General features: G+C 42.8%; 17 protein-coding genes and 2 pseudogenes. 7 read left to right on the forward strand and 12 right to left on the reverse strand.

From position 1 onward, the window contains the following. Nucleotides 1–488 precede the first annotated feature (488 nt). Together F7734_RS36795 and F7734_RS36800 are read left to right on the forward strand one after the other, a co-directional pair. The gene (locus tag F7734_RS36795) at nucleotides 489–1,172 is read left to right on the forward strand and encodes a Uma2 family endonuclease (protein ID WP_155749423.1); all 684 of its coding nucleotides are present in this window, start codon (nucleotides 489–491) and stop codon (nucleotides 1,170–1,172) included. 76 nt (nucleotides 1,173–1,248) lie between these two features. Continuing rightward, entirely contained in the window at nucleotides 1,249–2,511 is a 1,263-nt protein-coding gene (locus F7734_RS36800) for an MFS transporter (RefSeq protein WP_155749424.1), read from the forward strand. 302 nt (nucleotides 2,512–2,813) lie between these two features. Here the strand turns inward: F7734_RS36800 and F7734_RS64255 are convergent. Beyond that, nucleotides 2,814–3,008: pseudogene (locus F7734_RS64255) on the reverse strand (ABC transporter ATP-binding protein); the annotation flags it as partial. Nucleotides 3,009–3,089: 81 nt separating this feature from the next. Between F7734_RS64255 and F7734_RS36810 the strand changes: the two are divergent. Further along, on the forward strand, nucleotides 3,090–3,365 hold the full coding sequence (locus F7734_RS36810) for a hypothetical protein (protein WP_155749425.1): 276 nt from the start codon (nucleotides 3,090–3,092) through the stop codon (nucleotides 3,363–3,365). Continuing rightward, nucleotides 3,362–3,679, forward strand: coding sequence for a clan AA aspartic protease (locus F7734_RS36815; RefSeq protein WP_155749426.1), 318 nt, complete (start codon nucleotides 3,362–3,364; stop codon nucleotides 3,677–3,679). The genes F7734_RS36810 and F7734_RS36815 overlap by 4 nt, the downstream gene beginning before the upstream one ends. 422 nt (nucleotides 3,680–4,101) lie before the next feature. Here the strand turns inward: F7734_RS36815 and F7734_RS36820 are convergent, their stop codons facing one another. Both F7734_RS36820 and F7734_RS36825 read right to left on the reverse strand, forming a co-directional pair. Next, a complete protein-coding gene (locus F7734_RS36820) occupies nucleotides 4,102–5,853 on the reverse strand; it encodes an ABC transporter ATP-binding protein (RefSeq protein ID WP_155749427.1) in 1,752 nt (583 codons plus the stop codon). Nucleotides 5,854–6,051: 198 nt separating this feature from the next. Next, nucleotides 6,052–6,735 carry a hypothetical protein gene (locus F7734_RS36825; protein WP_155749428.1) on the reverse strand — a complete coding sequence of 228 codons (684 nt, stop codon included), beginning with the start codon at nucleotides 6,733–6,735 and terminating at the stop codon, nucleotides 6,052–6,054. Nucleotides 6,736–6,991: 256 nt separating this feature from the next. Here F7734_RS36825 and galE point away from each other — a divergent pair, with 256 nt between their 5' ends. Beyond that, complete coding sequence (gene galE / locus F7734_RS36830; RefSeq protein ID WP_155749429.1) at nucleotides 6,992–7,990, forward strand: UDP-glucose 4-epimerase GalE; 999 nt, start codon at nucleotides 6,992–6,994, stop codon at nucleotides 7,988–7,990. 100 nt (nucleotides 7,991–8,090) lie between these two features. Here galE and F7734_RS36835 read toward each other — a convergent pair whose 3' ends face one another. Further along, nucleotides 8,091–8,780: a hypothetical protein gene (locus F7734_RS36835; RefSeq protein ID WP_155749430.1), complete on the reverse strand. Its 690-nt coding sequence runs from the start codon at nucleotides 8,778–8,780 to the stop codon at nucleotides 8,091–8,093. Continuing rightward, nucleotides 8,755–10,002 carry a sulfite exporter TauE/SafE family protein gene (locus F7734_RS36840; protein ID WP_155749431.1) on the reverse strand — a complete coding sequence of 416 codons (1,248 nt, stop codon included), beginning with the start codon at nucleotides 10,000–10,002 and terminating at the stop codon, nucleotides 8,755–8,757. The genes F7734_RS36835 and F7734_RS36840 overlap by 26 nt, the downstream gene beginning before the upstream one ends. A 329-nt stretch (nucleotides 10,003–10,331) precedes the next feature. Here F7734_RS36840 and F7734_RS36845 point away from each other — a divergent pair, with 329 nt between their 5' ends. Further along, entirely contained in the window at nucleotides 10,332–11,492 is a 1,161-nt protein-coding gene (locus tag F7734_RS36845; RefSeq protein WP_155749449.1) for a M28 family peptidase, read from the forward strand. 50 nt (nucleotides 11,493–11,542) lie between these two features. On the opposite strand, the gene F7734_RS36850 is transcribed toward F7734_RS36845, so the two are convergent. The 3 genes and pseudogenes from F7734_RS36850 to F7734_RS36855 form a co-directional block, all read right to left on the reverse strand. Further along, nucleotides 11,543–11,947: a hypothetical protein gene (locus F7734_RS36850; RefSeq protein WP_155749432.1), complete on the reverse strand. Its 405-nt coding sequence runs from the start codon at nucleotides 11,945–11,947 to the stop codon at nucleotides 11,543–11,545. Nucleotides 11,948–12,044: 97 nt separating this feature from the next. Continuing rightward, nucleotides 12,045–12,395 (reverse strand): annotated as a pseudogene (locus F7734_RS64260) (HNH endonuclease); the annotation flags it as partial. Between the two features lie 133 nt (nucleotides 12,396–12,528). Then, nucleotides 12,529–12,945 (reverse strand): hypothetical protein, encoded by a 417-nt coding sequence (locus F7734_RS36855; protein WP_243147292.1) that lies wholly within the window; start codon nucleotides 12,943–12,945, stop codon nucleotides 12,529–12,531. Between the two features lie 57 nt (nucleotides 12,946–13,002). Between F7734_RS36855 and F7734_RS36860 the strand changes: the two genes are divergently transcribed. Then, nucleotides 13,003–13,188, forward strand: a complete 186-nt coding sequence (locus tag F7734_RS36860; protein WP_155749450.1) for a hypothetical protein — start codon at nucleotides 13,003–13,005, stop codon at nucleotides 13,186–13,188. 104 nt (nucleotides 13,189–13,292) lie between these two features. Here F7734_RS36860 and F7734_RS36865 read toward each other — a convergent pair whose 3' ends face one another. The 4 genes from F7734_RS36865 to F7734_RS36880 all read right to left on the reverse strand — a co-directional run bounded on the left by F7734_RS36865 (nucleotide 13,293) and on the right by F7734_RS36880 (nucleotide 18,776). Next, entirely contained in the window at nucleotides 13,293–15,035 is a 1,743-nt protein-coding gene (locus tag F7734_RS36865; RefSeq protein ID WP_155749433.1) for an Hsp70 family protein, read from the reverse strand. A gap of 50 nt (nucleotides 15,036–15,085) precedes the next feature. Next, on the reverse strand, nucleotides 15,086–15,853 hold the full coding sequence (gene grpE, locus F7734_RS36870; RefSeq protein WP_155749434.1) for a nucleotide exchange factor GrpE: 768 nt from the start codon (nucleotides 15,851–15,853) through the stop codon (nucleotides 15,086–15,088). A gap of 64 nt (nucleotides 15,854–15,917) precedes the next feature. Beyond that, nucleotides 15,918–16,214 (reverse strand): DnaJ domain-containing protein, encoded by a 297-nt coding sequence (locus tag F7734_RS36875; RefSeq protein WP_155749435.1) that lies wholly within the window; start codon nucleotides 16,212–16,214, stop codon nucleotides 15,918–15,920. A 54-nt stretch (nucleotides 16,215–16,268) separates the two neighbouring features. Beyond that, nucleotides 16,269–18,776, reverse strand: coding sequence for a tetratricopeptide repeat protein (locus F7734_RS36880; protein ID WP_166482388.1), 2,508 nt, complete (start codon nucleotides 18,774–18,776; stop codon nucleotides 16,269–16,271). Between the last annotated feature and the right edge of the window lie 465 nt (nucleotides 18,777–19,241).

Consider the following 19,241-nt stretch of genomic DNA (forward strand, 5'->3'; position numbering starts at 1 on the left):
GGGTTAGGGTGGGGTAAAAAATATTTGATACATCAATCATGACTTTTCAAACATCCTCTAAGAATTGCATTCACCTTTTCATCCTCTGTTGTTATGTTACAAATAACATCAATTTCTATTTTTTACGAAGTTACTTAATTCTCACTTTTTTTTCAAATAACCAGAAGAAAAGTCTTACATAAATAGGAAAAAGTGTTTTTTTAGTTTTATCAAAAAAAACAAATTAAGATATGAGAAAATATACGGAAATAATCAACTGATAAATTTAACTTAATGAGTTTTTAATCAGTAATTTCGTAAAATAACTCATTCCCAGACTGAAATTCAACGGACATGGGAGTATTTGCTCGCTCGCAACGGTGGTAGCAGTACACCCTAGGAGACGGTTTACCAGCTCGCCATCTTCTCAAAATATCGATTTCTCAGGATGAGTTCAGTATGGTTTAAGCTAAGATAATTTCATTCCCTTCATTCTCTAAAGATTAATTATGGTGTTGCACCAGCCTGCCCGTTCTACGCCTATTCCACCCTTAGAGAGTGGCGATCGCCTGACTCGTGCTGAGTTTGAGCGCCGCTATGAAGCAACCCCAGAAAAATTCAAAGCAGAATTGATTGAAGGAGTGGTTTACGTGGCATCCCCTGTACGAGTCTTTCATAGTAATCCTCATTTCAATTTAATTACCTGGCTGGGAGTATACAGTACGGCTACTCCGGGTGTAAGCGGGTCGGATAACGCCACAACTAGGCTGGACTTGGACAATGAACCCCAACCGGATGCCCTACTGCTGGTTGAAATTGGTGGTACCTCGACCATCAGTGAAGATGGCTACATTGAAGGGGCACCGGAATTAGTAGCGGAAATTGCGACCAGCAGTGCAGCAATTGATTTAGGGACTAAGCGAAATGTCTACCGCCGCAATGGCGTGCAAGAGTATTTGGTGTGGCAAACCTTTGAAAATCGCTTCAGTTGGTTCCGGTTACAATCAGAGGAATTTGTATTAATTGAACCCGATGCTGATGGGATAATTCGTAGTAGCGTGTTTCCGGGGTTGTGGCTCTTGGTGTCGGCTTTATTAGAGGGCAACATGATGGAAGTGCTAAATGTGCTGCAAGCAGGTATTGGTGACCCGAAACATCAAGCGTTTGTTAAGGAGTTAGCAGGGCGATTGTAACGCTCTCGGTAGAATTGAGAACATTATTAATATGCGTCTTTACTTTTTGCAGTTCCCTTGAGCAAAAGAGGTTCCTATGCCAACAGCTACAGCGTCTATCGGAAAAATACGGTGGCGCATTCCAATAGTTCTCGCTGTCACACTATTCGTCAACTATTTAGACCGCAACAATCTCTCGCTAGCACTACCACAAATTGCTCGCGACTTTGGCTGGAGCGATCGCGAAATTGGTTCAAATGGTGAATGGCTGTTGGGCGCGTTCTTCTTATCTTATGGGTTGTCAAACATGCTCCTCAGCCCACTTGCCGAACGGTTTAGTCCCAAACGCAGCACAATCGCAGCCATAGCAGCATTTTCTTTATTCACAATTCTGTGTGCGCCGTTGGGACAGTCCCTCACTGCGCTGATCGTTCTGCGCTTGCTGTTAGGGCTTGGTGAGGGAGTTCATATCCCGATGCTGAGTGCAATGACCAGCCATTGGTTCCCAGACACGGAGCGATCGCGAGCCAATGCGATTTGGGGTCTTGGAATTATCCTTGCTACTGCATCGGCTCCTCTACTTATCGTTCCGTCGATTCACTCCATTGGTTGGCGTCCTACCTTTGCTTTATTAGGTGCTGTCGGGATGTTAGTGTCAATTCCACTCGTTTGGTTTTTTGTGCAGGATGAGCCACATCAAAACCATAGTGTGAGCGATATGGAGTTGGTATATATTCGTACAGGAAGGGGAATTGCTGAGAATGCAGGAATGAGAATACCAAGAGGAAGTTATATACGCGATCGCCGATTTTGGTTGGTGGTTTTAGGCGGTACCCTCAACGCCTTCTGTGCCTTTGGTATACTCAACTGGTTACCAACTTACTTCAACCGTGCCAAAGGGATTGACTTCGAGCAATTGGGTTGGCCCCTAGCGTTCATTTTTGCAGCAGGTATCGTAGGTATTGTTGTGATGGCATACTTGGGGGATAAACTACAGCGCCGAATACTGCTTGCAAGCGTTGGTTTTCTGATTGCTGGTGTTATGGTTTATATTGCATCAAGTGTTAATACGTTAGGTCTGTTAGTGGTATTCTTTGCGATCGCAGTCTTCTTCCAAAGTGCCTATGGTGCTCAAGAATACGCAATTGTTCAACGTCTGTTACCGACTAACCGAGTAGGTGCTGGTACAGGGCTATACAACGGTCTTTCCGTTCTGTTTGGAGGTGTTGGTGGTTCGCTGATTCCTGGTTCAATCGTTGCAGCAACTGGTAGTTTTGACGCAGCAATTTTAAGTATTGTTATCGGTGCTTTGCTAGCAGCAGGCGTAATGTTTTTGTTAACACGGATGATTAAGTACTAACTTAAGAAGTTAGACGCCAAGGTATCGAAACGCGTATCTGAGCGAGTTATCTTACGACGCAACTCCCATTACTGGCAGTAAGATGCTCGGGAAAATCAATTGCCTTGGAAAAAATAGTGAAATTCGGTGTTTAAATCTTGTCAAACAATCTAAAATGCTTGACCCTGATGTACAAAAAAAATTTCACGATCTCATCTGTCCTACCTAACCTGGTACTCGGAAGATTGTAACTTAGTAAACATTTAATGCAGTAACTCCTCCACCTGATGCTGGCTCCATAATTGTCTATAAAGACTTGGTTGCTACAAAAGTACCAGTTGCATTCCTGTCTGAACAATCTTGCCTTTATCCATCACACATAAGATAGGAGCATCAACTAGTAAGGCTCTAGACAAAGAAGTCCGTTGACGCTATCCCCCAGATAAAGTTATGCCGCGTTCGCCAACTATTGTTTCGTACTGTTGGGGAAAGTTCATATTTTCTGGATGAATTTGTGCCTGAATTTACAAAAATCCCTACTTGCTCGCACGCATCTATAATAAGAATATGGAAAATGATAGGTAAAAGTAGGTGTAATTATGCAGGCTATTTTTTGGACTGTAGAGGAAGTTGCCCAAAGAGCCAAACAGTTTTATGAGGATGGGATTCGGCAACAGGTCGAGCATAGCGATAATATTGGCAAAATGATTGTTATTGATGCTGAAACTGGCGAATATGGAATTGATAAAACTGTTGTAGAATCAGCATTAAGCTTAAAGCAGAAGAATCCAAACGCCAGATTATTTACTATACGAATCGGTTATGATGTTGCATTTAGTTTTGGCAATGCTCCATTGAAGCGTACAGTTGAATGATTTACGGAAGATTGATTGACCACAAGGCAATAGTTCCAGTAATTTTTCGTTTACCACAACAACCGGATTTTTCTGTGGATTTTGCCATCGATACTGGATTCAACGGCTATCTTACCTTACCACCACAAGCAGTCAGTGCAATGAATCTTCCTCTATATTCCAGTACACCTATAAGGTTAGCTGATGGTAGTGAAGCTTTATCAGCTATACACTTAGCGACTATTGTTTGGGATGATGTAGAAAAAGTCATCCTAATTTTAGCTTCTGGTTATAAACCTTTACTAGGAACTGCGATGATGGCAGGATATCATTGAGAGATAGATTTTGAAGACAATGGTTTAGTTTCGTTAGAAAAAATACAATCTCCAACGTCATAAGATTCTTACTTAGATAAATATCATAGCAATTGTCCTATCAAAATCAAGTTAAAGAAATCAATGCGATCGCTCTCCCCAAAAAACTAGAATTCTCCCTCATACTTATATATTTATTTTTTCGATAGTGATGCACTTTTTACTGGTTAAGTTTAGACTGTTTCTCTAAATGTTGGGACAGGCGATCCCCCTTAAAAAAACTACCCCATCACACAAGTTAGATTTACCCCCCTTAATCCCCCCTTATAAAGGGGGGAAAGTGGTAATCCCCCCGATGGATTGGGGGAAACCATATTTCCAATTCCCTCCCCAATCCATCGGGGAGGGTTAGGGTGGGGTAAAAAAGACTAAAACCTCTACCTCTAATGCAACAATTCCTCCACCTGATGCTGGCTCCATAATTTTTTGTAAAGCCCTGGTTGCTGCAAAAGTTCCAGTTGCGTTCCTGTCTGAACAATCTTACCTTTATCCATCACAAAAATTCGGTCAGCAGCCGCAGCAGCAGACAGCTGATGAGTGATAAACACAACTGTTTTCTTTTGCCTGCCGCTAGAAAAATTATTTAAAATTTTTGTAGCAGTTTGGTTATCAACACTAGAAAGGGCATCATCTAATACTAAGATAGGAGCATCAACTAGTAAGGCTCTAGACAAAGCAGTTCGTTGGCGCTGTCCCCCAGATAAAGTTATACCGCGTTCACCAACTATTGTTTCGTACTGTTGGGGAAAGTTCACAATTTCTGGATGAATTTGTGCTAGTTTTGCTGCTGATTCTACTTCTACTTGTTCGCTAATTGGATCGCCATAACGAATATTGTTCTTAATAGTGGTGCTGAAAAGAAAACTATCTTGGGGAACGAAAGCAATAGCGCTTCTTAAATCTCTCAATGCTATTTTAGTAATATCTACACCGTCTAAAAATAACTGCCCCGGTTCGATATCTAACAGCCTGGGCAAAGCATTTGCTAAAGTGGATTTTCCCGAACCAATAGCACCTACAATTGCTACCAATTCACCAGGAGATATGTTAAAGTTAACGTGATCGAGTGCGGGCGTAGAGTAACCGGGGTAGGTAAAACTTAAATTTTTAGCTGTTAGTTGTCCTTTAACTTCCTCTTTTGGCAAATGAGTAGCATCTAAGCTGTCTTGAATTTTGGGTTGAACGGTGAAAATTGTTTCAATGCGGTCGATACTGACTTCACCCCTCTGATACGTCGTGATGGTAAAGCCTAACAATGCTGTGGGAAAAACGAGGCGTTCAACATAGAGTAACAGTGCAACGAAATCCCCAACAGCAAGAGTTCCGGCAGCTATCCGGGTTGCCCCCAGCCAAATAATAATCAAAGAACTGATAGTGGCTAAACCACCAATCAGTGGAAACAATGTATTTCTGATTTTTGCAAGGTTTAAGTTAGCTTGCAATAACTGTTCGTTTCTCTCGGCAAAAGCACGGCGTTCATTTTCTTCTTGAGCGTAGATTTTTATCAGGGCAATACCGCTCACATCCTCTTGAATCAGTTCGCTAATATTAGAAAGTTTCTCCTGTACAGCAAGTTGTTCGTTGCGAAGGCGAGCGCTAAACAAATGAACTAACAAAAACATGAAGGGGTAGATTGCCAACGACGCTAATGTGAGATCCACACTAATAGCTAGCATCACTGGTAAAGTGAGCGTGTAAGCAAACAGGGTATTTGCCAGACTGAGAACTGCAAAACCCAATAACCGACGGATATTATCTACATCGCTTGTTGCCCGACTAATCAGATCCCCAGCAGTGTTTTTGGCAAAATATGATGGTTCTAACTTCAGTAAGTGCTCAAAAATCCTTTGTTTCAGATCAAATTCAACCTGACGCCCCACACCGAATATCCATATGCGCGAAGCCATACGGATCAGCCACATTGCTGAAGTAAACAATACTATTCTGATAACAAAATATGATACTTGGGTCGGAGTAAATTCTGTAGAGAGTTTATCTATGGTGTCACGGATCAACAAAGGGATGTAAACACCCAATCCGTTGACGATTAATAAAGAAATAATCCCTAAGGTTGCATCCCGCCAATAAGGACGCAGGTATGCACCAAGTTTAGCTAGCCGTCGTGATTTTGCCATTCCAGCCCAGAAAGCAACTTTTTTATCTTATCTCTAACCCAAATATAGCCGTCTTCTGACTGTGGGGCAATTTGAATAAAGTTTGAAGGATGAAGGATAAAGGATGAATAAAGAATCGTATTCCGACAGAATCCCCTAACCCAATTGGTAGGGTGTACTTTATACTTCATACTTCATACTTTATCCTTTTAGGAAAAATTACCTTCCACCACGCAAGAAGCCTGAAATATAGTTGAGGTAAGTTTCCCACACTCGCGATGTTAGCGCCAATGTTTCGGCATTAGGGACGAAGTCTTCAAGCCGCAATCCTCGTCTTACAGTGTCGGCTGGGGTTTGCGCCAGATATGGTGCTCTGGCAATAACCGCATCTCCAACATCTGACACAACTGCTGTTGGACTGTATGCTGATGCTACAAGTGTTTCATATCCAGAAGTGGAAGGATCTGCCATAGAAGCAGTTAACCGCCCATTTTGGTACATAACCTGACTGGTGATGGATGGATCGACAACCATCGCTGCTACTGGCGATCGCACCAGAAAATAAGCAACTGCTGGTGTACTTGCCAACAATAAAATCACCAATGCCCAACCCAGTAAATATCCTCCTGGTTGTTTTAACCCACCTTTGTCCATATTTTGGGCTGCAAGAATCATCAGCAAAATCGATGCTCCTAGAGGTTTGAGTGGGAACGACACTACTCTCCATAAGGAAGCAATAGCAGGTTCGGTGGGGTTGACGAAAGATAGCAACACCACAACGAACAGAACCACCAAGAATAATCGAGCAACGAAATTGCCTTGAGGATAGAATCTCTGAAACAGAGAGTATATGATGGCTCCCACAAGCAGCCACAGTAATACTCGGCTTAACAGTACAAACATAGATTGACTCTCAAATCTGAATTTTTCGGTCAGCCTCAGGTTTTAGGTAGTGGGGTTATTGTACTGCCAAATTGTAAAAGCACTCTTACTTGACATAAAATACCTCACATCCACAACACAACGACTACCGTCGTAGTGATTTTAGAGCAAAATCTTCCAAATGAAACAATGAATCTGTAATTTTCTTCATCAGTAATTTGCCTCCTGTAGACTAAGTTAGTTTAGATAGTAGTTTCACGATACGCAAGGACAAACTATGTCTCATGGAAAACCCACCATTTTGGTGACAGGCGGAGCAGGATACATTGGTTCCCACACGGTGCTTGCCCTCAAGCTTGAGGGTTTTGACGTTATAGTACTAGATAATTTGGTTTATGGTCACCGCGATTTGGTAGAACAAGTTTTACAGGTCAAACTTGTGCAGGGGGACACAAACGACCAAGCACTTTTGAATGATTTATTTAAAACACATGACATTGCCGCTGTGATGCATTTTTCAGCCTACGCCTACGTAGGAGAATCGGTCACCGATCCTGCAAAATACTACCGCAACAACGTTACTGGCACTCTCACCCTGTTAGAAGCGATGCTAGCCGCATCTGTTAAGAAATTTGTATTTTCTTCTACTTGTGCAACTTATGGTGTACCCCAAGTTGTACCTATTCCTGAAGACCATCCCCAAAACCCTATTAATCCTTACGGAGCAACAAAACTCATGGTAGAGAAAATTCTCTCTGACTTTGATGCTGCCTATGATTTTAAATCAGTAAGATTCCGTTATTTTAATGCTGCAGGCGCTCACCCAGAAGGTTTGTTAGGAGAAGATCACAATCCAGAAACTCATTTGATTCCCCTAGTGCTCCTAGCAGCTATGGGTAAACGCGACTCTATCTCCGTTTTTGGAACGGATTACCCTACTCCCGATGGCACTTGTGTTAGAGACTACATTCATGTTTCCGATTTAGCAGATGCCCACGTTTTAGGGTTGAAATACTTATTAGAAGGAGGAAACAGCGAAGTGTTTAACTTAGGAAATGGCAATGGTTTTTCAGTAAAAGAAGTGATTGACACTGCCAAGAAAGTTACAAGAAAGGACATCAAAGTCGTGGAATGCGATCGCCGTTCGGGCGATCCACCATCACTCATTGGAAGTGGTGAAAAAGCTAGAAAAATTTTGGGCTGGAATCCACAGTACTCATCTTTAGAGAACATTATTTCTCACGCTTGGCAGTGGCATCAGAAGCGGCATAAGTGAGGAGACAAGGGAGACAAGGAGGACAAGGGAGACAAGGGAGACAACGTAGAACTTGCTTCCTTGTCTACCTTGTCTACCCCCTCTTCCTTGTCCCAATTCCCTAGTCCCTCTTTCTGCTTCGCAGTACTGCAAAAGATACACCTAAAACAGCAAGGGCTAATGAAGCGATCGCCCAAATTGGTGTACCTTGGGACTGGCTGGGGTTAACATCAGAACTGGGGTCTTGTACTTGTGTATTATTTACTGCTACAGGTTCTGTAGTTGCTGAACCTGCAGCGACTGTGACGGAAAACTTTAACTCAAAGGGCTGAAAACTCCCTTCTTTTTTTGGTTTGCCACTTAGCTGTAATAAATAAGCCCCTGGTCTGGGAAAGATAATCTCCGAGCCTGGTATGCCTTTATACTTTTCTGCTACTACAGGTTGTAAAGATGGTTCTAGCAAAGGAGGTTCTTTCTGAGAATAAGGTTCAGCGTAAACAGCTAATTGGCAATTGCACTCAGTTAAAGGAATAACCTTTCCCCCTCGGCGAGTGAGAGCAAACCAGGTTTTTGTTGCTTCCCCAGCACGAGGATTATCATTTGGTTCTAAATGGAGAGTCGCACCCACATCTGCTGCAGTTTTCACCTTGTGAGCATGGGCAGTAGAATTTGGGAGAAAAATAAATACAAAAAGTATTATATTACACCAGATAACTTTCTTAACCAGCAGAGAATGGGGAGTACTTTTGCTTAACTCTGGATGAGAAGAGAGAGAAGGAGTGGAGTTAACGCGACTTAGTAGAGGAAACATAGTATTTTTGTATAGATAAAATTGACCAAAAAAAGCGCCAACGTACCAACAAAACACTCAGTGTTACAACGCCCAGAAGCAACACTGCTAACTTATTCTCCCAACTTAACCGTAAAGCACCTAAGTAATGAGAACCAATTGTCACAGCATGAAAAGTACTTAACAGTAAAGCAGGCAAACTTAATAAATGAATTAGTCTCCAAAACTTGCCCAGGAACTTTTGCAAGGAATCAAAACTAGTGAAGGCAGCAGGAGTCATCAAAACCAATGCTACAGAACCAGCCACCATTCCTAACTGATACTCTTGTGGTAGGAAAAAGAAGGCGGCGAAGTTCCATTGTAGTGAATGTTCCATCATGTGAGTTGTATGAGCTAATGACAGCACAAAAGCACCAACTCCCAAAGCACGACGGTAACGTAGAGGTTTTGCCCACAAACCGCTAATGGGGCGAGCAATCAGCGCCAGTACTAAAAACACCAACGCAATATGCCCACTGTAATCTACCATAGTATCACCAGTTCGCAAAAGTGTTAGTACACCTATAGTGAGAGTCACCCAACCACCCAAGCGAAATAGCTGACTGCGCCTATCTTTACCGATTAAGGCTGCAGATACGCCAACACCCAGCATTGTGGGTAAAGTGCCTATGCCAAAAGCTAGCATTGTGGCTGCCCCCATCCACCCGTTACCAGTTTCAGCCGCTTTAATCTGGGCAGCATAGAGGAATCCGCAGGGCATTAAACCCCATGTTATCCCCAAAAGTGCAGGTGTCCACCACTTAGTTTGTAGGGAAAGCTTGACCATTTCTGCACTCAGGCGGTTATGTAAATTGCCTTGCAAAAAAGGATGTAACACTGGAAGACTGGGCAAAAACTCTGGATTTATTTGTCTAATACCAAACCAAATCAGCAGAATACCGGTTATAGTAGCCATCCATTGGCGTAATTCACTACCAATTCCTGCTAAATGTCCGCTTTTGAGTAACACAGCACCTAGCGTACCAATTGCAGCACCAACCAGAGTATAACTTAACATTCGCCCCAAGTTTAACAATAGGTGAAACCGGAATTGCTCTTGCCAACCGGGTTGCCCAGATCTCGCACTTCCTGTTTCTGAATTATGCGATAGAGAAAATGCCACTGAAAGAGGACCGCACATTCCAAAGCAGTGTCCAAAACTTCCAAGAAACCCCAGGGTTGTGATGAGCAACAAATGTAACATTAGAACTTTCAATAATTGAAGAAGGCTTGGCTTAGTACAACACAATTCTTACATAGCTGCCTCCTGTCTCCTGATTTGCCCGAAGGGCGATAAAATTTTTGGAGCATCGTATGTACTTTGACAACCATATGGGGAACTCTAGATGAAGTTGGTGCTTCTGTCAAAAGACAAAGTGTCAAACAAGAGTGGTGACAACGTCTGATGTCGGAAAATTAGGACACTCTCAGGCAGCTCGTTACTTTATTAGCTGGAGTGACGATAAGCCGGGTACGGCGGCGCTGCCATGCGAACGCTGTCCGGTGCAAAATAAACAAGAAAGGGTTTATTTAATGAAAGCAAAGAAAAAATGGTTGTGGTTGTTGCTGTTGGCTTTGACAACAATGGTTTTTGTACTGGTTGCTAAAGGATTGTTTCCACAGCATCAGGAATCGGTTATTTATAGTATTAGAGTTGAGAATTCTATTCCTGTAAAGAAAGATGTGGTTAATAAGAACACGGGGAGCCCTCAAGTCACTGCCTCTTCTCCACATCCGTCTTTACAAGAAAAGGCAGATGGAGAACAGACAACCAGTACCCCACAAGTGTCTGGCGAGCAGCTGTTTTCTCATCTTCAAAAGTTAAATTTTATACGTCATACTCCCGTGGAGCGATCGCGAGCACGCTCTTACATCAGTTCGGAACTCAAGAAATTAGGTTGGCAACCCCAATTTGAGGAATTTACTGAAAAACAGTTAGATACAACTAGAGAAGGCATTAATATTTTTGCGGAAAGACCCGGTACAAGTAAAGAAGCAGGTTCTATCCTAGTAGCAGCACACTACGACACCGTTTTCTTCTCCCCTGGTGCTGATGATAATGCTAGTGGAGTTGCTGTTGTCCTGGAACTTGCACGACTCCTCGGTTCGCGCCCTACTGCCAAAACTCTACAGTTAGCTTTTTTTGATTTGGAGGAAGCAGGGCTTTTAGGTAGCAAAGCGTATGTCAAAAATAAAGCTCACTTAGAAAATCTAGAGGGCGTTATTGTAATGGATATGGTGGGTTATGCTTGCCATACTTCCGGATGTCAGAAGTACCCATCGGGTTTGCCTGTGACGACTACCAGCGACAAAGGTGATTTTGTAGCAGTCGTTGGCGATGCCGAACACTTGCCAATTCTCAATGCTTTTCACCAAGCAAATGTTTCCCAAACTGCATTCAATAAGGAAGCCCAAAAGGTAAAGGGTGAAATCACTTCTTCTCCTACATTGCCATCCGTACTGACTCTGCCAGTACCTCTCAAAGGTTTGCTCACACCCGATGTATTGCGTAGCGATCATGCGCCGTTTTGGTATCAAGGCATTGGTGCTGTTTTGGTGACGGATACAGCTAATTTACGTACTCCTCACTATCATAAACCCACTGATGTCCCAGCGACTCTTGACCGTGAGTTTTTTACGGGAACAGCACAACTTGTTGTGAATGCGGCAAGTAAGTTGTTGGAACGTGGTTAATGCACTGCCCCCACTCTCGTTCCCAGGCTCCGCCTGGGAACGAGATGAGACTAGGTATCATAATTTTTTGCCATTAGCTCCATCGCTTGCAGGCAATGACAAGCGATGGCATTTTGTGGGTCAAACTTGAGTGCTTGTTGCCAAGATGAGCTCGCTTCTCGAAATTCTCCTTGCAATGCTGATAATTTACCCGCCAAGGCATGAAAGTCTGCATTGCCGTAATACAAAGCTAGAGCTCGATCGTTATGCGCTGCGGCTTCTGGATAAAGCCTTTGTGCCAATAAATGTACTGCTTGTTTGTGATACCAGATGGCTTGGTCGTGCAGACGGACCAAGTCAGACAAATCCGCTTTACAGCGTCTGCAACTTGGGGAGGAAGAAGCAGTGCTAAATAAGGGAGATTCTATGCTTCCCTTTGGTGGACGATAAACTGCACCACAGACAGGACATTTCATATTTCTCACCTAAAAACCTCTGGGAGAGGGGAAGCCGCGTAACTTTAGTTCGCGGAGGAACCTCGACACGACCCGATTTATCGGGCGTGAAAAAATCCTAAAATGCATAACTGTAGCCATCTTTTGAGTGAACAAGTTCGCAGTATTTGTGTGAGATGCCTTGAACCAGTCCATTGTTGGTCGAGATGTTGAAGTTCCCAGTAGCACGAGTTGCGATTCTACCAACATATCGACCAATCTTTTTGCCATTGGTGACAACCGCTTTGACAATATCGCCAGTTTGAAAACCAAAGTGGAACTTGGTTCTGGAGCGATGACGAGTCGGGAAACCGTATTTATCGGTGCCGCACATCTGCCTCGTGCCGTGACCGTTCGCTGTGATTAGTAAAGGTCTAACCCCTTTGGTGTTCAATGTTGGAGTGGACTGACCAACACAGGCAGCGTCAATAAGCGTGAGTTTTTGGCAAACCTTGTTGGGTTTCTTGATACGTTGCCCATTCAAATGAGTTTGTGACAGTGCAGTTTTTTGAGTAGAAAATGTAATGAACGCTCCGCCAGCATTTTCAGCTTTGCGTTGCAATTCAGATTGTACAAAACAAGAGTGACTTGGCGGCTATTGCTTTACCATAACGTTTCTGCCAAGCCTTTACAGATACTTTTTCAGCTTTAATTACATTGCCATGTCTTAGGATTTCATTGACAACCGCACGATTTTTAGACTTGGCGTAAGCTTGAAGGTCGTAATCGGAATACCTATAAGCTTGACGTGCCGCACTAAAAGCATCTGTTCGTTCTTTTTTGTTAGCTCTTGGTATTTTCTTTGCGGTTTTAAATAACTCGGAATTACGTACTAACTCCATTCTGACTATCGCTTCATTCAGACAAGCATTATAGAGTTGCCTAGAAGCTTCAAATTTAGACAACAACTCTTTTTCTTGAGTGCTGTCTACTATCAATGGAATCTCTGTAATGAATGATGGAACCTTTTTCCGAGCCATTTACAATCACCTCCTTGTACTGTTAAACTCTATAGAGTATAACTAATGGTTCTAGATATGTCAACAGGTAAAGGCATAAAAAGAGTAAAAAATAAACCAGTTCTATATGAAGGATTGAAAAAGATGCGTGGCGTTTATTTGACTGATTTATCTTGGAGCTTAGTTCAAGAAACATCAGCTAAAAGTGGGATAAGTTGTAGTGAATACCTTGAGCAATTGATAAGAAAATGTCACGCCCGATAAATCGGGTCGGGTCGCGTTTCCGCCCCGATATAAATAACATACGAATCTCAATTCATTTAATTTCTTGAGATTCGTATTTCGGGGCTACCACGCTCCCTCGTATTTTAGGTGTAGTAAAGAAAATCTTCTAGTTCTTCTTGTAACTGGGGTAATTCTGCACTATCGTTAGAGATCGCGTTTTTAATCTGGTCTAATAAATCTTGTAATTCCTCTGCTTGTTCTGCATCTACGGTAAGAAGTGCTTGTTGAGCACGCTCTAAAAGTGCTGCTAATTCTGGTGAGATTTCTACGGGATCGCTGATATCTTCTGAGGAAACTTCAACTGTTTCATCACTTTCAAATAATGCCTCTAAATCTGCCCTTGCTTGCTTTAATTCATGGCTAGAAAGTTTTTGTATACCAGCATTATTGACTACTAATGTCCCTTGTTGCCCTTTATCTTTCTCGGTGGTGGTAACAGTGAGAATACCGTTGAGATCGAAGTCAAAGTGAACTTCGATTTGAATGCTTCCTGCTGGTTTGGATGGTAAGTTTTCTACTTTAAAGGAACCGAGAGGAACATTTTCCTCAGCCACCGCATTTTCACCCTGAAAAACTTCAATTTCTACTGCTTCTTGTTCGTCAAACACAGTGGAATAAACATGAGAGCGAGAAACGGGAACAACGCTGTTGCGAGGAATGATGACACTAAAAAACCCAGGCATAATACCCATTGGTGTAGGTACAGCCACAGCAATACCCAAAGAATGGGGAATGACATCTACAAGAATGGCATCCACAGATTCCCCTGTCCTTACCCCAGCTTGCAAAGCGGCTCCTAACGCCACGCAAAGGTCTGGTTGAATACCATCAGTGGGAGTTTGCCCCAAATGCTCTTGTATCATTTGTTGCACTATAGGAATGCGTGTGGAACCACCAACGAGAATAATGCGATCGATGTCTTTTGGTTCCAAGTTCGCATCTGTGAGAGCGCGGTCAATAGCCTCTAAGGTTTCTTCTAATAGTGGGCGAATCAATTTTTCAAAATCTGTTCGCGCTACTTCTATCTCTAGATGTAGTGGAGTTTTGCCTTTACTACCTAAAAAAGCCTCTCGAACTGTGGCAAAAGCATGGGAACTCAAGTCAATTTTTAACTGCTCTGCTGCTCGCAAAAGACGTGCCTGGGTGGCAGCATCATCTGGCACATGCACACCATGCTGTTTGCGGAATAAATTTGCTAGATAGAGTTGCAAAAGCCTGTCAAAATCGTCTCCACCCAAGCGGTTATTACCATGACTGGCTAGTACTTCTGTGACTTCGCCAGTAATTTCCACAACAGACACGTCAAAAGTACCGCCTCCTAAGTCATAAACGACAACCCGTTCTGTCTCTTCGGAGCGCAAATCATAAGCTAAAGCCGCCGCCGTTGGTTCGTTGATAATTTGCAGTACCTCCAAACCAGCTATCTCGCCTGCTGTTTTAGTTGCTTGCCGTTGAGCGTCTGTAAAGTAGGCTGGAACTGTAATCACTGCTTGGGTAATTGTTTCTCCCAAAGCATTCTCAGCCCGTTGTTTCAAGGCGCGGAGAATAATAGCAGAAACTTCATGAGGTAAGTATTCTTTATCTCCTAAAGTGGTTTTGTGGTCAGTTCCCATCCACCGCTTAATTGACTTCACGGTGCGTTCGGGTGCTGCTGCATACTGACGGAGTGCTTCACGTCCTACTAGTAGTTTTCCCGTATCGCTAAATCCCACACAGGAAGGTAAAATTAGGTCGCCATCTTCTCCTGGCAATACCCGCACCTGTCCGTTTTCGACAACTGCCACTTCGGAATTTGTTGTGCCTAAATCAATACCAACTGCTTTCATAAAATTCAAAATTTCTAAGTTAACTGTGTTAATTTCTCCAGTCCCCAGTCCTAATCACCAGTTCCCCGTACCGCCACAATCACCTGTGCTTCCCTAAGCACGCGTTCGCCCCATAAATAACCCCGTACTACTTCCTTAATCACAGTATTTTCTGTAACGTCTGTTTTTAACTCACGTCCCACAGCATACATTGTCTGGGAGTCAAATGGTTTGTCCCGAGCAGCAATGGGAACAACACGCCTTTGTCTCAACACCTCTAAAAGCGATCGCCTAACTAACTCCACACCCTGTTGATTGCTGCTTAAAATTTCACTTAAGGATTCCGACATTTGTGATTTTTCAGACACCGTAGATTGAGGCTCTTTACCAGCAAACCACTCTTTTAGCTTTTTCCAAAAGCTTTTTTGTGCCTCTGGGGCTGGAATGGAAGTAGCAGATAACACTTTTAATTCTTCTTGCCAGTAAGTACAAGCCCGATCTAAAGCATCCAGGATACCCAGCAAATCTTTTAGTAGTTTCTCTTGCTGTTGCTCGAATTGTCCCAATGCCTGTTTTTGGGTTTCTTCCAGACGTATTTGCAGCTGTTCTCGATCTGCGCGAGTTACTTCCAATGCTTGCTCCAGAGCATCTTGAGTTGAACGCAGTAATTTCCCCTGTTGTTTGAGTTCATGGCGTAGGGCAGTCCATTCTGCCACCATTTGATAGGGATCGAAAGAATTAGCAGATTCTGGTGGTTCACCCAAATACTCAGGAGATGATTGTTCTGATTGTAAATAATCTAAAAATTTGGCAAATAAAACTTCTTTATCATTAGTCATTTGTTATTTGTCAATAGTTAGCGGGTCTTAGAAAAATCAATAACTCACCACTATGAATTATAGTTTAAAATGTGGCACGAATTAAATCATCTAGATTAACTTCTAGTTGAGCGATCGCTTTTTCTTCCACCTGTTTTAATATTTCTGGGTTCAGTTCTGCTTCTAGGGGACGAATGTTCAATAAATCATCTCTTTGAGTTGTCTCGCCTTTGCGAAGTGCTTCGTAAGCTTCTCGAATTGCCTTAAACTCTTTTGGATGAGTGTGAGCAGGAAATTCCCGCAACTTAGCATGATATGCTGCTTTAATTTGGGCGGGAGTAGCTCCTGGAGAAATTCCTAATTGTTCGTAGTGGGAAGTCAAGTCGCGAGTGCTCCAATTCGTAATTCGTAGTTCTTTAAAAAACTTCTATTTCTTTTACAAGAATTCCTGGAAACCTCTTTTTTTCTTATTTTTTTGTTTTCTAGACGCAGGCGGTAAGTTTCCAAAGATAAAGTCTAAATCTAGTTCATCATCATCATCATCCTCCTCCTCATCTGAGAAATCAGGCATTTTGTTTAATATCTTTTGCTTAAGTTCTGGAAGCATCCTTTCAAACTCAGCTTTGGGAATTTTGTTACCAAATAATTTTTGAAGCATCCCTTCTAATAAATCGTCCAGATTTGACACATTCTGATTCTCCAATTCCTCTGGAGTCGGCATGATGCTAACCGCTTCTCGAGCAAAGAGAAACGCCTGTTCTTCCCGAAATGCTTGTAATGCTTTGGCATCTTGCAGGCGACGGGCTAATTCAAATCCCTCTTGCTTCAATTCTTCGTATTTTGGGTGCTCGACATGGTAGGTAGTAGCTCTAGCTAGTAGTAGCAATGGGTTTTGCGGTTCTCGACGTAGTGCTTCCTCTAAGGCAGGAACGAGTGTGGTTATGCAGCCAAAACGACGGGCATGAAGTTGAATGTTTGCTAAAGCATTACCTGGTTGGGGCATGGTGTCAAGGTAAACGCGCAAGGGAAACTCTAGTTTTTGAGGACTATTTTCTTTGACAGCTAAGACAACTAAATGGGCAATTCTAGCTTCTGGGTGTTCTGTTGATAGGTTGAACAATTTTTGTACATACTGATTTATTAAAGCGGCGATGCCTTTTTCCTTTTTGGCGAAGAGGTTGATAGAAAGAGCGATCGCCTGCAACACAGGAATTTGCTCGCTTCCAGATAATTTTTGCAGCAGACTATCCCATGCTTCGACTGCTGCTTTTTGGTTCAACGAAACTCGACCGCCGGAATTGACTTGACTTTGTACTGCATTCGCGAATATCTGACAAGCACGTATAGCTGGATCTTTTTTATCTTTTGCCTGCACCGAACGACTAAATAAGGGATAATTTAACGTAGATAAAGCATCTACCCAAGGTAATCTTTCCACCTCAGTCTCAACACTTAGGTCACCAAAGTGTTTACCAAAACGGCGACGGGTTTCATTACGTGCTTGTTTATCTCCCAGTTCATCCAAACAAGTCAGTAAGGTATCGTAAGCTTCTTTATAACGACACCCGCCTTCAAGAGCTTGGGTAATCAGTGAGATCGCTTCAGTATAATTTCCCTCCATTGCCGCGACTAATCCCTTGCGCCCCAATAATTCTGGCGATGTGGGACAGATGCGTTCTGCTTGTTGCAAAGCTCCTAAAGCGGCGCGTTCGCGATGTATTGCCATGTAAGCATCTGCCATCCAGCAGTGCAGATGAGCTAAGGTTGGTTTTAAGCGTGTATCTGGCCATTCTTGCGGTTTTTGTTTCCCTTCGAGCTCCAGCCACCGCAACAATTGAGTTAAAACACTTTGGCGTTTTTTGTCAGAATCATTAGCATTCAAAACTTGTAACAGGTTGACTGCCAACTGGGGGTTGAAGGGTTTTTCTGATAACAAAGGCTGCCAAAATAGCTCTGCACACTCTGTTTGTCCTTGGTTCAGTGCCTGTTGACCTGCCAGGGTTAACAGAGGTATCCGCAGGCTTTCTAATTCCGGGAAGCGAGTTGAACGCCGTTCTCTTCGTACCAAGACATGGGCAGCATCGTGATGATTTCCTGCATTAACGAGTTGTACAATCGTCAAGGTTGATACTGCGTCTTGGATAAATGGATCTTCTTGCTCTAGATTCTGGGGTTTTAGGGGGAGTTCTCCTGTCTTTGCCTGCTGGGCAATTGCCAATCGCTCTAAAATTGGATTTTCTAAATACTTTGGTCTGCCGACGATCTTTTTAGATGACTGCAACCCCAACAGATTAGCAGCTGCATTCCAATTACCGCTCATTTGCTGGCTGTAAATAATCCAAGCATTTGGTAAATCTCCTGGTGTGATGGGGCGCTTAATTTTTTGAAAGGATGTCAAAGCGTCTTCTGGTTGTCCTTGCTTGAGAGCCAGCACACCGCGTATCCAATGGAGTTGGGCTGCACTAAACCTTTTGGATTGTTGCTTGATTAACTGTTCAACTGTGGCAGTATCTCCTTTAAGTAATAGGAGCTTGAGATAACAGATGCTGTAGTCTTTGATGAGGTTGCCTGCTTCAAAAGCACCTCGGAGTAAATTTAGAGCCACGTCCAATCGATTCAATTCCAACAGACATTTAGCTTGCCAGTAGTAAATATCTCCTACCAGACCTAATTCTAGAGCGCGTCCAAAGGATTTTTCTGCTTGTTTAAAATCGTGCTTTTGAAATTCCTCCTGACCCCGCAAAAACCAAATCTCTGATTCTTTGGGAGTAAATTCAATTTCAGGGTGCGATCGCTGAATTTTTTTGATTTCTTCCAATGCCTGCCGATATTTTTTCTGCTTCAGCAATTCTTGCAGTTGCATCTCAAAGGATTTTTCAGTAAGCTCTGTCCCTGTGCTAGAGACGTGTCTTTCGGAGCGGTGTTTGGACTGATGTTTAGCCACTGGACTGTCTTCCTGATTGTTTTCAGATTTTCCCCCTTAGAGGAAAGGGTAGCTTTAACGACTCTGTTAATTTCAATATTAGTATGGCAATCGCATGAATTTTACAACCCTCTGTAAAGTTTCCCTGCCCATGAACTACGTAAAACTTGACCAACCAAACTAAAAAAAAGCAAGAATTTTCCAAAACCATTCAAGGATTAGTTACGTATTATATTAAAACACCATTCGTCATCCAAAAGAGAGTGAGCGATTTTTGGTAGCTTGGTATTACAAACTACATAAATTGTTACTTTTAGAGCAAATGCCGCAGGCCATGCCAGCAAGGCTTATATGCCAGTCGCCAGAGCGCGGGAAACCAACCTGCACCGCTGGACTAGTTACAGTCACTAGTTAGAAGATCTTCTAAGATAACAAATTTAGATCGAAAATTTCCAAATAAAAAAATATTCCAAAATTTTGTGTGTG

Source organism: Scytonema sp. UIC 10036 (genome assembly GCF_009725235.1).